Genomic DNA, 13,876 nt, shown 5'->3' with positions numbered 1-13,876 from the left:
TATTTAGTTGTAAATTTGATTAAACAAATAAATAACAATACTATGACTTATAATAGCTTAGGACTAGACACAAAAAAAACTAAAGAATTAGCAGATCAATTAAATCAATTACTGGCTAATTTTCAGATATATTATCAAAACTTAAGAGGAATCCACTGGAATATTAAAGGTAAAAACTTTTTTGGATTACATGTTAAGTTTGAAGAGTTATACACAGATGCAAATATGAAAGTAGATTTAATTGCAGAGCGTGTTTTAACTTTAGGAGAAACACCATTGCATACGTTTGAAGATTACGTTAAAATAGCTAAAGTACCAGTAGGACATAATGTATCTAAAGATGAAAACGCTGTAGCTTTAATTGTAACATCTTTAACAGAATTATTAAAATTAGAACGTGACATTTTGGATGCTTCTGGAGATGCAAATGATGAAGGTACTAATGCTATGATTAGTGATTTTATCTCTGAGCAAGAAAAAACAATTTGGATGATGAATGCTTGGTTAGGTAAAAGCTTATAATGACATTAATTTTTGATTAAAAAAGAGCTGCATAAGTAGCTCTTTTTTTTTGAAACATAGTTTTTGTAGGTTTGCTAGATATACTTCTATAAAGTAAGTATTTTATGTGTTAATAGTTAAGACAATGAAGACTCCAAAAACACCTTGGCCAACCAAAGCAGCTATGGAACAGGTTTATAAATTAAACCTTTGGGGAAGTAATGCGTCAGAATTTTATTCAGGTGAAGGTTCGCATAATCCGGATTTGGTTAATCCATATATAGAGGTTATTGTGTCTTTTTTAAAAAGATTTAAAACACCAATAAGTGTTTGCGATTTAGGCTGTGGCGATTTTAATATAGGAAGTAATTTGTACAATTATGCTAGTAAGTATTTTGCTGTAGATATTGTACCAAGCTTGATTGATTATAACAAAAGCAATTTTATAGCAGATAACTTGTCCTTTAGTTGTTTGGATATTGCTGTAGACGAATTACCGTCTGCAGATTGTGCCTTAATTAGGCAAGTTTTACAGCATTTATCTAACAAAGAAGTCAAAAACATTTTGCAAAAGCTAAAGGCTTACAAATATGTTATCATTACAGAGCATATTCCATCATTTGATTTTATACCTAATCTAGATATAATTTCGGGACAAGGTATTAGACTTAAAAAGAAGAGTGGTTTGGATGTTTTAAAAGCACCTTTTAATTTTAAGATTACATCTCAAGAAGTGCTTTTAACTATAAATTTAAAAGAAGGGAAAGGTAAAATTGTAACAACTAAGTATACACTACAATAAATTATTACTTAAAATAGGGTCAGGTTTATATAGCAATATTTTCTAATAATATGTCTGCAACTTGTGGAAGTCTATTAATTAAATCTTCTACAACCTTAGGATCGCTTAAATCTGTTCTTATACCTGGAATTAAACTTAATGAAGGATCATCAAAATCTGCACAACCCATACTCCAAATTCCAAAAAGTCTAGTCTCTACTGTTTGATCATTAATTATTTTGATTTTACTATGTCTTATATCTCGACGTAAACGGTTTAACAAGTCGTCAATAATATTATGGTCTCCTTCTATAACCTGAACAAATAAACCATCCTTATGCATTAGCACACCTGTAATATTATCTATTGTGTTAAATGCGCGTGCGTCATGTAATAAATCTAATAAATCACGTTTATTAAAATGTTGTGTGGCTTGACTAGAGTAAATTATTCGACGACAGGTCATATATTGATTATTAAGTAGGAGATTAAGAGCGTTGGTTATCACTAAGTTAATCAAAAAAAAGATAATGTTGTAAAAAAATGTAAAATTAAAAAAGCCACGATATAGTGGCTTTATTTTAATTTGTTTTTTGGATAGTCCTAGAAGCGTACATCAAAGTTTAAATTTTCATTAGTTACTTCAAATTTAGCTTCAGAAAAATTAGGAGGACCATAAGATAGCGGATTGTTAGACATACCATAGTTTTCCTGAGGCATACCGTTTTCAAAATCCATACGATTATTTTCATTTTCATCATGTAATACCATTATTGCGTATGCACCAGGTTTTACATTTTTAAAAGTTATCGTTACAGTATTATCTTTTATCGAGCTATTTATATTTTGTATGCCTTGACTTCTCATCCAAGTATCATTGGTATGTAAAGCAAACATTATTTGTCTTGAATTGTTTTTTACTTTATTAACTACAACAGTGATAGTTTGACCAGTATCTGTAGTTATATCATCATCTGATTGTGCAAAGGAAAATGAAATGCTAAGAATAAAAATTACTAAGCTATTTACAAAAGTTAAGTACTGTTTTTTAGATGTTTTAAAAGTCTTCATAAGGTGTTGTTTTAATTGGTTAACACTTCAAATTTGCAATAAAGACAACTATTAGACTAAAAAACTATACTCAACTGTTGTTTTTTATAGTTCAATTGTAGAACTAAATCATTGGTATGATTTCTACACGTCTGTTTTTATGTCTGCCTTCTTCCGTATTAGAAGAATCAACAGGAAATTCTTCACCAAAACCTCGCGTTATTAGTTTGGTTTTATCAATACCTTTTGCAACTAAATAATCTTTAACAGCATTGGCTCTAGCTAAAGACAGTTTTAAATTAGTTTCTGCAGAGGACGTATTATCTGTGTGTCCTGATATTTCGTAAGTTTTAATGTTTGATTTTGTAATGTAAGAGGCAACATTATCTAATATTTTTTTGCTTTCAGCTGTGATTTCAGATTTACTTAATTCAAAATAAATTAATACAGCTTTTGGTTTAGATGCTATATTTATTTCATTAATATCAGCTTCAGGAGGACAACCATTATTGTTGTTTAGTCCTTTAACAGAAGGACATTTGTCAAATTTGTCTGGTACACCATCATTATCGGTATCAGGTAAAGGACAACCGTTATTAGTTTTGTCTCCAGCAAAATTTGGACATTTGTCATATGGGTCTGCAACACCATCGTTATCAGCGTCTGGACAACCCTTTAAAGTTCCAGCGATATCTGGACAATTATCTTCTTGATCCATTATACCATCTTTATCTGTATCTGGGCAACCATTAAACATTGCTAAGCCAAATACATTAGGACAATTATCTTCTTTATTAATTATACCGTCGTTGTCGTTATCTGTTCCACCAAATTTAAAAATTATACCAACAGAATGTTGGAAGTGGCTTATACCATAATCATCCAATGCATGTTTATAAATGGATTGACCTGTCAATCCAAAATTATAAGTCAACCAAACATTCAATCCAACACCAGCATTTGCTGTAAGCGATTTACCTAGCGTATTAACCCAAGTTAATCCACCTCCTATAGCAACATATGGGTTTACATTAAAATTATTTATAAGGTTATATTTAGCTAGACCATCTAAAGCTATTAATGAAAACTTTTTGTCAACATCAATATAGTTTTGCTTGATTCCTGTCAATGTTACAGAACCTTCCAAAGATAAATTACCTGTTAGGTGTCTAGAAATTGCGCCTTTAAAACCAGCAGCTTCCCAATTCCAAGTTTTAAAACGTCCTAAATTATTGGGTGCTTTTAGTACAGGATTATTAATTGCATTAGTGCTTAGACTAGCTGTCCATGGAGAATACACATCTTGCGCTTGTAAATTTTGAGATACAGATAGTAGCAGGACAACAGTTAGTAGTAAAACTAATCGTTTCATTTTTTTAGAATATTGGTTAATAGCAAGACCAATATAGTTTAAATAATAATAATATTAAAACTAATAAGATTAACGGTTAGCTTAGGCAGATTAACTAGTATAAGTTGTTTATTAAATCCAATTTTTATAATAATTATAGTTTAAGGTCTTAGGTTTATTTTATAAAAACTAATTTTGCTTTTTAAATTTACTATGTTTTACATTATAGATATTTTAGGAACAATTGCTTTTGCAATTTCAGGTGTACTTGTCGCACTTAATAAGCGTATGGATGCTTTTGGTATTTTAATTATCGCATTTGTCACAGCTGTTGGAGGAGGTACTTTAAGAGATGTTTTAATTGGCGAAACACCTGTTAGCTGGATGAAAGATATGACCTTTATTTATGTTGTTATAGCGTCCACTATTTTTGCTGTTGTTTTTAGAAGTAAAATTGATTATTTACGTAAGTCCTTGTTTTTATTTGATACTATTGGTATTGGATTGTATACTGTAGTTGGCGTTGAAAAAGGAATTTCGGCTGGATTACATCCTATTATTTGTATTTTTTTAGGAACAATGAGTGCTTGTTTTGGAGGTGTAATTAGAGATATTTTATGTAATGAAATTCCTGTGATTTTTAGAAAAGAAGTGTATGCAACAGCTTGTATTTTGGGTGGAGTTACCTATTTTGTTGTCATTAAATTACCCATAGCATCAGATTTTGTTTTTGTAATTGCTGGAGCAGTAGTAATAACCGTAAGACTTATTGCTGTAAAGTTTAAAATTAGCTTACCTAATTTGTATAAAGACTAATTAGCAACTACTTTTAATCCTACTATAGATATTATTAAAGTGGATATAAAAAATAGTCTCCAAAAAGTTGCAGGCTCATTAAAAACTACAATCCCTAAAATGACTGTCCCAATAGCTCCAATACCTGTCCATACAGCATAGGCTGTGCCTATAGGCAGTTGTTTGGTAGCTTTTAAAAGTAATAACATACTTATAGCTAGACATATTATAAATCCAATATACCATTAGGTAGCAATTGTACCACTAGACTCTTTTGCTTTACCAAGACAGGTAGCAAAAGCTACTTCAAATAATCTAGTTATGATTAAAATAATCCAATTCATGTATTAAGCAGAGTTATTTAATTTTAATCTAAAATTAAGTATTTAAATAGATTTAATATAACAAAGGATGATTGAATGAGGATAAATAACAATAGAGTTATAAAGTATCAATTATGTCTTAAAATTTTATCCATTTTACGACCTCTAGCCAATTCATCGATCAATTTATCTAAGTACCTTACTTGCTGTGTTAAAGGAAACGTTATGTCCTCAATACGATAACCACAAATTACACCTTTGATAAGGTTAGCATTTGGGTTAAGTGTCGCCTCTTCAAAAAAGGTTTTGAATGATACTTTTTTGTCAATTAAGGTTTTAATTGTTTTATAATTGTAGCCTGTCAACCACTGGATGACTTGATGTAATTCCTCAATTGTACGTCCTTTTTTTTCTACTTTAGTCACATAATGTGGATATACGGAAGCAAAAGTCATTTCAGCAATTCTTTCATCTTGTTTAGCAGTAACTATCATATTGTTAAAATTTTTCAAAGCTTCAATAGCTATCTTTAAAAAAATAATAACCCTATAAATAAGTTTTAGAAACTATAAATAGGGTTATTTTATTAAACTATAATAAATTATTGATTTGTTGTAACCGGAAAACCTCTATCACGCATTAAAGCTTCAATTTTAGCACCTCGACCTCTAAATAAATTATAAGCTTCGGCTGGATCCATACTATTTCTTGGTGCAAATAAGTACTTAACTAATTTATCTGCTAAAGCTTTATCATAAAAACCATTAGGTGCATCTTTAAATGCTTCCGACGCATCACTAGTTAGGACATCTGCCCACATATAACCATAATAAGCTGTAGCGTACCCTTCGCCAGAAAACACATGACCAAAATGTGGTGTTCTGTGACGCATTGGTAACTCTTTTGGCATATTAAGTGTCGCTAAAGTTTCGGTTTCAAACTTAGCAATATCAATATCTGTTGGGTCTGCTAAATGTAATTTCATATCCATTAAGGCAGATGCTAGATATTCTGTAGTAGCAAAACCTTGATTAAATGTTGCTGCTTTTTTGATTTTAGCAACAAGTGTCTCAGGAATTGGTTCTCCTGTTTTATAATGCACTAAAAACTGATTAATAACTTCATCTGTAGATAACCAACGTTCTAATAATTGACTCTGAAACTCAGTATAATCTCTAACACCTCCATTTAATGTTGGGTATTTTACGTTAGATGAAAAGAAGTGTAATGCGTGTCCAAATTCATGAAAGAAAGTTTCGGCATCATCCCAAGATATTAAAACAGCTTCGCCTGGAGCAGCTTTTACAAAATTAGAATTATTAGATGCTAATACTGTTTTTGGGCCATCAAAAGTGGTATGACTTCTATAGGTTGTAGCCCAAGCACCAGATCGTTTTCCTGGTCTAGCAAATGGATCTAAATACCATAGTCCAATGTGTTTTCCAGAATCTAAATCTGTAACTTCCCAAACTTTAACGTCTTCATGAAACACAGGTACTTTTCCCTCTTCTACTGGAGTGAATTTATAATTAAATAAACGTCCAGCTGTATAAAACAAGGCTTGTGTTAATTTGTCTAATTGTAAGTATTGTTTGACCTGATCACTATCTAAATCGTATTTTTTTTGACGTACTTTTTCAGCGTAAAAACGATAATCCCAAGGTGCAATTTCTATATTTTTACCAGCAGCATCAGCTACAGCTTGCATATCTGCAACTTCTTCTTTTACTCTTGCAATAGCTGCAGGCCAAACTGCTTCCATTAATGCCATAGCGTTTTCTGGTGTTTTTGCCATACGATCTTGCAAACGCCATTCGGCATAATTAGAGTAGCCTAATAATTTTACACGCTCTCTTCTAAGTTTTAAAATTTCTGCGATAAGCGCTTTATTATCATAAGCATCTCCATTATCTCCTCTAGAGTAGTAGTTGGTCCAAACTTGCTCGCGCAATTCACGTTTAGTACTATAAGTTAAAAACGGATCCATTGAAGATCTTGTATTTGTGATAGCATACATGCCATCCTTACCATTATCTGTTGCTATTTTTGCTGCAGATTTTATAAAACCATCACTTAATCCGTCAAGTTGGTCTTTAGTTAAATATGTGATATAGTTTTCTTCGTCATGTAAAACGTTATCTCCAAATTTGTTATATAGTGTGGATAATTCTTTATTTATTTCAGCATAACGTTTTTTCTTGGCGTCGTCTAATTCGGCTCCATTCATCTCAAAACGCTTGTAAACCAATTCCGTAACACGTTGCTGGTCTGCAGGAAGCGGGTTGGTTTGTGAGGCATCATAAACAGATTTTACGCGTTTAAATAAAGCTTCGTTTTGATTAATTTTAGAAGTATAATCAGATAATTTAGGAGCTAAAGCACTTTGCACATCTCTAAACTCTGGACTACTCATATTGCTACTAAAAATACCATAATACGTAAATACATTATCTAGGCTATGACCTGCACGTTCCATAGCTTCAATAGTATTTTTAAAAGTTGGTGCTTCCTTATTATTTGCAATAGTCTCAATATCAATTAGACCTTGTTCAATGCCTTCTAAAACAGCAGGTTGGATTTGGTCAACTTTCATTTTGTCAAAAGCAGGAACACCACCATAAGGTCCTGTAAAGTCTTTAAGCAATAGGTTATCACTCATAGGTTTAGAATTGTTGTTGGTTGTAGCATCTTTTTTACAGCTAGTACTAAGTAAAATAATAGTACAAGTTAGGATGCAGTAAATGGCATTTGTTTTCATAGTTTAGTTAATTATAGCTTAAAAATACTTAAAAGTAAGTCACTATTCTAGAATTTTGACTGTTTTAATATAGATATTGGTAAGTGGCCAATCAGACTCGTCAACAGTTACTGCATTAATCTTATCAACAACATCCAAACCATTGATGACTTCTCCAAAAATAGTAAAGTCACCATCTAAATGAAACGCATCTTGTTGAGTAATAAAAAACTCGTAAGGAGAGGCTAATTTATGTGGATTTTCGATATCACTACTAGGCATAGAGATTACACCTCTTTTATGTGTAAATCCACGTTTGGTATCTGTTGGTAATAGATAGTGACCAATTTTACCACGTTTGGCAGCAACTTTTACATTGTCTGTATTACCACCTTGAATGATAAAGTTTTTAACCACACGATGAAATTGCGTATTGTCAAACGCACCTTGTTTAGTCAGAAAAATAAAATTGGCACGATGAAACTTTGTAACGTCATGCAATAAAATATCAATATTCCCCATGGTTGTTACCAACCGCACTTTGTTTTCTTTGTTTTTAGTCTCGTATTGTAAAAAAAAGTCCATTGCGTTATCCTCTGTCAAGTAAGGATATTTACGCGTTGGAGTGGTGTCTTTCTTTATAGTGTCAATAGTTGTTTTAGATAAGTTTGTTGTCGATTTAGATTTGGATTGTTTATCTTCACAATTAAGAAAGATTAAACAAAAACCAACCAATAATAATACGCGCATTTTTAAAATGAATTTTAATGAATTTGTCATAGCGTTACCAAAAATAAAAAATATACCATTGCCAGCCGAAGCATCGCAGCTTAAAATGGTGCCACCTTATAGGCAAGATTTAGTCAAGCAACAAGGCGATAATATCAAAAATGCCAGACAAAGTGCAGTTTTAGCCTTGTTTTATCCGGATTTGGAAGCGCAAACTAAACTTATTTTGATTTTAAGAAAAACGTATAAAGGCGTTCATTCTGGACAAGTTGGTTTTCCAGGTGGAAAAGTAGAATTAGAGGATAAGGATTTGATGCATACAGCATTAAGAGAAACGCATGAAGAAGTTGGTGTACATCCAGAATTAGTTACAGTCTATAAAAAACTAACACAAGTTTACATTCCGCCAAGTAATTTTTATGTTCAACCGTTTATTGGATTGGCTTCTCAAACACCAATATTTACTAAACAAGATACAGAAGTAGAGGATTTGTTAGAGGTTTATCTAACGGATTTGTTAAGCGATGGTAATTTAACTTCCAAAAAAGTTAAGACTAGTTATGGTGCTGAGGTTGAGGTGCCTGCCTTTAATTTGAGTAATCATTTGGTTTGGGGAGCAACAGCTATGATGCTTAGCGAAGTCAAAGACTTGTTAAAAGCAACCCTTTAACGTAAAGGTTTTTCTATATTTGTATTTACTAAATGTAAAATAAAACTATGGGTTTATTTAAAAAAAATCCTTTCGGACATATACTTTTTGTTAAAAAATGGTTGATAAGAATCCTTGGTGTCTTAACACATAGACGTTATAGAGGGTTTAATGAGTTACAAATTGAAGGATCTGATATTATAAGAAACTTACCAGATACCAACGTATTATTTATATCTAATCACCAAACGTACTTTGCAGATGTAATTGCAATGTTTCATGTCTTTAATGCAGCATTAAGTGATAGGCAAGACACCATAAAAAACGTGGGTTATTTATGGAATCCAAAATTAAATTTTTATTACGTTGCAGCTAAAGAGACAATGAAGGCTGGATTATTACCTAAAATATTTGCTTACACAGGATCTATTAGTATTGAGCGTACTTGGCGTAGCGAAGGTAAAGACGTTAATAGACAAGTTAAAATGTCTGACATTTCGGCAATTAAAAAAGCATTGGATGATGGTTGGGTAGTTACATTCCCACAAGGGACAACCACACCTTTTAAACCAATCCGTAAAGGAACAGCGCACATTATAAAACGTCATAAGCCAATAGTCGTACCTATAGTAATTGATGGTTTTAGACGTAGTTTTGACAAAAAAGGATTACGTATTAAAAAGAAAAATGTATACCAATCTTTTGAGATTAAAGAACCCTTAAAAATTGATTACGAAAACGACTCTATTGCAGATATTGTAGAGCAAATTGAATATGCTATTGAGCAACATCCATCGTTTTTAAAAGTGATACCTCAAGCAGAATTATTAGCTCAAGAAGAACTTAATAAGCAACGTGAGTTTTTAGGGTAATAGTAGTTAGCTTAAATACAGCTTTCAAATGTTTTTACATCCATAACCTGACCTTCAGCTTTTGCTTTTTTGTCCTTTTCGGATCCTAAAGCCATACCAATTACCATACCTATTAGTAGTCCAAAAGTTAAGCTTAATGGTCCTAAAGCCATACCAAACACTAATCCAAGACACATACCTATTGGCATGTAGGTGTTGGCATAATGACCAATAGTAATTAAATTAAACTTCTGTTTTAAATAAGCTAATAACTGTTGCAATTTTTTAGATAAAACCTTAGTGTTTGTATCAGATTGTAAGTTTATTAGCTCCAGCTCATTATGTATCGATGTTAATTCTGCATCGTTAAAATCACGAAGATTTAAATCGTTAAATACTCTAATAAAGTTGTCGTATATACGACGTTCCTTTTTTGTAGATAATTCAGTTTTTAAGCCTTTAAAAAAAGCAATGTAGTTATCAAAAGTCTGCATTATACTTCTATTTTTTTAAGCTCGTTGTAGTTTCTATTTAATCGTTTTAATAAAATACCATAGATTAATTTATAAAACAACCAGATTATAGTAACAAAAATAACTGTCACTAAAGTAAACACACCAACCATGACCATAAATTGCGTATTATTAAAATGCTCAATTTTTTCAACTAATTTGGGATCATGTTTACTAGAATAATAAAATCCAAATATCATAGATACAGACGCCATAATTAGATTGTACAGCACATAATACTTAATTACCCTTCTAGTTTTAATAATGCTTTTCATTAAACGTCTAGCATTATCAGTTACAGATATAGATTTGTATGATTTATATAATAAATAAACAAATAGTATAATAATAGCGTAGGATAGTACACTTAAAATTATAAACAAATTACTGCTATATAATTCTTCATGTTTAGCACGATACGTATCAGACATTACAAACGGTAACGCGTTTATAACAATCCAAAAAACTAGTTCGGCAACACTTATATAAAATAGCGTCTTAACAATACTAGAAGACTTTTTTAATAACATAGGGTAGATTTGCGAAGCCGATTTTTTTTCAAATTTAGCATCACTTTTAACCCAATCCTTCTTCAATAATTCTAATTCATCCATAGGTTACGGATTTAAAATGGTTTTTAATTTAGTTTTCACTCGGTTCATTTTCACTCTAGCATTAACTTCGGTAATACCCATTGTTTCACTTATTTCTTTATAATTTTTGTCCTCTAGATATAAAAAAACTAATGCTTTTTCAATATCATTTAATTGGTGGACAGCATTATATAATAATTTTAATTGGTCCTCTTCTGTACTGTCATACTCTTCAGCACTAATTTTGAACTGTACAGTATCAAATTGCTGAGTATTAATAGTCCGTTTAGACTTGCGATATAGCGTAATTGCAGTATTTAATCCCACACGATACATCCAAGTACTAAACTTACTATCACCTCTAAATTTCGGAAAAGCCTTCCATAACTGGATGGTTATTTCCTGAAACAAATCATTGTGCGCATCATAATTATTGGTATAAAGTCTACAAACTTTATGCACAATGTTTTGATGCTGCTCCAGCAATTCGACAAAATTTTGTTCTAGTGGTTTACTCAATGGTTATTTGGTTGGTTTAACTATTAGTAGTTAAAAATATAAAGATGTTACACAAATTTAAAATTATTTTTTTGGGCGTTACCACAAGGGTCGCGTTTTCCGTTTAAATCTTTTTTTTGCCATATATGGCAGCAAAAAAAAGGATACCACTACAACCGCTAACGCAACTCATCCTTAAAAATCAACACTTCGGGATTGTTTTATTTTAAATCAAGAGTCATCCAAACATCTTTGTACCATCAAACAATCAAAAATCGAACTAAATATTATGAAACCTTTTATTACCATTTTAATCCTATTAATCAGTTTAATCACTCAAGCACAAACCACAATTTTTGGTACAGTAACAGAAGTAAACAAACAACCCATACTTGGAGCTAATGTCTACCTAAAAGGCACTTATGATGGAGCCAGCACATTGGCAGATGGTAGTTTTAGTTTTACAACAAGTAATACAGGACAGCATAGTTTAGTTATCTCTTTTGTTTCTTTTGAAACAATAACACTTACTAAACAAGTTACCGACTTGCAAGATTTAAAAATAGTTTTAAAAGATGATATAAACACTTTAGATGCAGTGGTACTATCAGCAGGTACCTTTGCAGCAGGAGATAATAGTAAAATATCAGTATTAAAACCGTTAGATGTAGTTACTACTGCCAGCGCATTAGGCGATTTTGTAGGTGCTTTACAAACACTTCCAGGTACAACAACAGTGTCAGAAGATGGACGCTTATTTGTACGTGGTGGAGATGCAGAAGAGACACAAATATTTATTGATGGTATTCGTGTGTTTACACCTTACTCACCAACAACTAATAATATCCCAACACGTGGACGTTATTCTCCGTTTTTGTTTGACGGAATTACATTTTCTACAGGAGGTTATAGTGCAGAATATGGACAAGCTTTATCAAGTGTATTAGAGCTTAATACTATTAATCAACCAGATCAAGAAAAAACAGATATTGGTATCATGAGTGTTGGTGCTAGTTTAGGAAACACCCAAATTTGGGGTAAAAATAGCCTAAGCGTTAATGCGTCTTACATTAATTTATCACCTTATTTGCAAGTGTTTGATGATCGTAACGATTGGAAAAAACCCTTCGAAACCTTTTCTGGAGAAGCGGTTTTTAGACATAAAACAGACAATGGATTACTTAAACTTTATGGTGCATTTGATACTTCAGATTTTAGTTTAAATCAAGAAGATATAAATCTTGAGGATGGTTTACCATTAACTTTAAATAACAATAATTTTTATTTTAACGGTTCATATAACCAAGTTTTAAATAGCAATTGGACATTAGCCAGTGGGTTGAGTTATACGTACGCAAAAGGAAAAATTAATATTTTAGATAGTAAAATTCAGTCAACTGAAAATTCTGTACACGCAAAAATCAAACTTAAACACCACATTAGTAATCGGTTTAAATTAAATTTTGGTGCCGAACAGTTTGCGACGCAATTCAGCGAAGACTATAACGATGCAATAATTAATAACGTCACTTATGGCTATGATAATAACCTAACAGCAGCCTATACTGAGGCTGATATTTTCTTCTCTAAAAATTTAGCATTAAAAGCAGGTTTTCGTGCAGAGTATAGTGCTTTATTTGACCAAGCAACATTATCTCCAAGAGCATCCTTAGCTTATAAAACAGGTAGTAAAAGCCAATTGTCATTAGCGTATGGTAACTTTTATCAGCAACCAAATAGTGCTATTTTAAAATTTAATCAAAACCTAAATGCACAACAAGCACAACATTATATTTTAAATTATCAGTTTAATGCAGACGGTAAAATATTTAGAGCAGAAACCTATTATAAAAAATATAGTGATTTAGTAAAATATGATACCGACTTGACTAGTTTTGATAATAATTTTAATAACACTGGTAGTGGATATGCAACAGGATTAGATTTGTTTTTTAGAGATAATAAAAGCATCAAGAATATTGATTATTGGGTAAGTTATTCGTTGTTAGATACTAAACGAGATTATAAAAATTTTCCAATAGCTGCACAACCAAATTTTGCAAATACACATAATCTGTCAGTAGTCGGAAAGTATTGGATAGATAGTTGGAAAAGTCAAGTAGGACTTAGTTATAATTTTGCATCTGGTCGATCGTATACAGATCCAAATCAGATGGGATTTTTAAATCAAAAAACAAAAGCTTATAATAGTTTAAGTGTTAATTGGGCTTACCTTTTAAGTCCTCAAAAAATCCTATATTTTTCAGTTAATAATGCCTTAGGATTTACAAATGTTAATGGTTATCAATACTCAGACACACCAAATATAAATGGTCAGTTTAATAGTCGTGCCTTGCGTCCAGCTGCAGACCAGTTTTTCTTTGTTGGTTTCTTTTGGACAATTAGTGAAAATGGTACAGATAATCAGTTGGATAATTTGTAAATCATAAACTATTAATACTTTAAAAGGTAGGAATTATCTGTCTTAAATGGTTATATTACAAAC

General features: G+C 31.5%; 15 protein-coding genes and 1 pseudogene. 6 read left to right on the top strand and 10 right to left on the bottom strand.

The annotated features are described in order from the left end of the window. Nucleotides 1-42: 42 nt before the first annotated feature. Both V6251_RS03695 and V6251_RS03690 read left to right on the top strand, forming a co-directional pair. On the top strand, nucleotides 43-522 hold the full coding sequence (locus tag V6251_RS03695) for a Dps family protein (protein ID WP_145002270.1): 480 nt from the start codon (nucleotides 43-45) through the stop codon (nucleotides 520-522). 124 nt (nucleotides 523-646) lie between these two features. Further along, nucleotides 647-1,303: a class I SAM-dependent methyltransferase gene (locus V6251_RS03690; RefSeq protein WP_341587082.1), complete on the top strand. Its 657-nt coding sequence runs from the start codon at nucleotides 647-649 to the stop codon at nucleotides 1,301-1,303. Between the two features lie 25 nt (nucleotides 1,304-1,328). On the opposite strand, the gene V6251_RS03685 is transcribed toward V6251_RS03690, so the two are convergent. The 3 genes from V6251_RS03685 to V6251_RS03675 form a co-directional block, all read right to left on the bottom strand. Next, complete coding sequence (locus tag V6251_RS03685; protein ID WP_341587081.1) at nucleotides 1,329-1,748, bottom strand: BLUF domain-containing protein; 420 nt, start codon at nucleotides 1,746-1,748, stop codon at nucleotides 1,329-1,331. A 137-nt stretch (nucleotides 1,749-1,885) separates the two neighbouring features. Then, the gene (locus tag V6251_RS03680; RefSeq protein WP_341587080.1) at nucleotides 1,886-2,353 is read right to left on the bottom strand and encodes a DUF2141 domain-containing protein; all 468 of its coding nucleotides are present in this window, start codon (nucleotides 2,351-2,353) and stop codon (nucleotides 1,886-1,888) included. A gap of 103 nt (nucleotides 2,354-2,456) precedes the next feature. Then, nucleotides 2,457-3,704, bottom strand: coding sequence for an OmpA family protein (locus V6251_RS03675; RefSeq protein WP_341587079.1), 1,248 nt, complete (start codon nucleotides 3,702-3,704; stop codon nucleotides 2,457-2,459). 192 nt (nucleotides 3,705-3,896) lie between these two features. On the opposite strand from V6251_RS03675, the gene V6251_RS03670 reads away from it, so the two are divergent. Further along, nucleotides 3,897-4,499 carry a trimeric intracellular cation channel family protein gene (locus V6251_RS03670; RefSeq protein WP_341587078.1) on the top strand — a complete coding sequence of 201 codons (603 nt, stop codon included), beginning with the start codon at nucleotides 3,897-3,899 and terminating at the stop codon, nucleotides 4,497-4,499. Here V6251_RS03670 and V6251_RS03665 read toward each other — a convergent pair. The 4 genes and pseudogenes from V6251_RS03665 to V6251_RS03650 all read right to left on the bottom strand — a co-directional run bounded on the left by V6251_RS03665 (nucleotide 4,496) and on the right by V6251_RS03650 (nucleotide 8,288). Next, nucleotides 4,496-4,822, bottom strand: a pseudogene (locus tag V6251_RS03665) (DMT family transporter). The gene V6251_RS03670 and the pseudogene V6251_RS03665 sit on opposite strands and share 4 nt — an antisense overlap. A gap of 107 nt (nucleotides 4,823-4,929) precedes the next feature. Further along, the gene (locus tag V6251_RS03660) at nucleotides 4,930-5,295 is read right to left on the bottom strand and encodes a DUF2200 domain-containing protein (RefSeq protein WP_341587077.1); all 366 of its coding nucleotides are present in this window, start codon (nucleotides 5,293-5,295) and stop codon (nucleotides 4,930-4,932) included. 107 nt (nucleotides 5,296-5,402) lie between these two features. Further along, on the bottom strand, nucleotides 5,403-7,559 hold the full coding sequence (locus V6251_RS03655; RefSeq protein ID WP_341587076.1) for a M3 family metallopeptidase: 2,157 nt from the start codon (nucleotides 7,557-7,559) through the stop codon (nucleotides 5,403-5,405). A gap of 42 nt (nucleotides 7,560-7,601) precedes the next feature. Beyond that, nucleotides 7,602-8,288 (bottom strand): peptidylprolyl isomerase, encoded by a 687-nt coding sequence (locus V6251_RS03650; protein WP_341587075.1) that lies wholly within the window; start codon nucleotides 8,286-8,288, stop codon nucleotides 7,602-7,604. A 7-nt stretch (nucleotides 8,289-8,295) separates the two neighbouring features. Here V6251_RS03650 and V6251_RS03645 point away from each other — a divergent pair, with 7 nt between their 5' ends. Further along, complete coding sequence (locus tag V6251_RS03645; RefSeq protein WP_145002250.1) at nucleotides 8,296-8,937, top strand: NUDIX hydrolase; 642 nt, start codon at nucleotides 8,296-8,298, stop codon at nucleotides 8,935-8,937. Nucleotides 8,938-8,984: 47 nt separating this feature from the next. Then, the gene (locus V6251_RS03640) at nucleotides 8,985-9,788 is read left to right on the top strand and encodes a lysophospholipid acyltransferase family protein (protein WP_145002248.1); all 804 of its coding nucleotides are present in this window, start codon (nucleotides 8,985-8,987) and stop codon (nucleotides 9,786-9,788) included. Nucleotides 9,789-9,799: 11 nt separating this feature from the next. Here V6251_RS03640 and V6251_RS03635 read toward each other — a convergent pair whose 3' ends face one another. From V6251_RS03635 to V6251_RS03625, 3 genes are read right to left on the bottom strand one after another with little or no spacing between them, the layout of a single operon-like run. Next, on the bottom strand, nucleotides 9,800-10,261 hold the full coding sequence (locus V6251_RS03635) for a hypothetical protein (RefSeq protein WP_341587074.1): 462 nt from the start codon (nucleotides 10,259-10,261) through the stop codon (nucleotides 9,800-9,802). Beyond that, nucleotides 10,261-10,893 carry a hypothetical protein gene (locus tag V6251_RS03630; protein ID WP_341587073.1) on the bottom strand — a complete coding sequence of 211 codons (633 nt, stop codon included), beginning with the start codon at nucleotides 10,891-10,893 and terminating at the stop codon, nucleotides 10,261-10,263. The genes V6251_RS03635 and V6251_RS03630 overlap by 1 nt, the downstream gene beginning before the upstream one ends. Before the next feature lie 3 nt (nucleotides 10,894-10,896). Further along, nucleotides 10,897-11,391: an RNA polymerase sigma factor gene (locus V6251_RS03625; RefSeq protein WP_028281693.1), complete on the bottom strand. Its 495-nt coding sequence runs from the start codon at nucleotides 11,389-11,391 to the stop codon at nucleotides 10,897-10,899. A 268-nt stretch (nucleotides 11,392-11,659) separates the two neighbouring features. On the opposite strand from V6251_RS03625, the gene V6251_RS03620 reads away from it, so the two are divergent. Beyond that, entirely contained in the window at nucleotides 11,660-13,813 is a 2,154-nt protein-coding gene (locus tag V6251_RS03620) for a TonB-dependent receptor (protein WP_341587072.1), read from the top strand. Nucleotides 13,814-13,876: the final 63 nt, after the last annotated feature.

Origin of the sequence: Olleya sp. Ti.3.14, assembly GCF_038154885.1 — a bacterium.
Classification (GTDB): domain Bacteria; phylum Bacteroidota; class Bacteroidia; order Flavobacteriales; family Flavobacteriaceae; genus Olleya.
The sequence above is the reverse complement of the archived record's forward strand: the minus strand, read 5'-3'. Positions and strand labels throughout refer to the sequence as shown.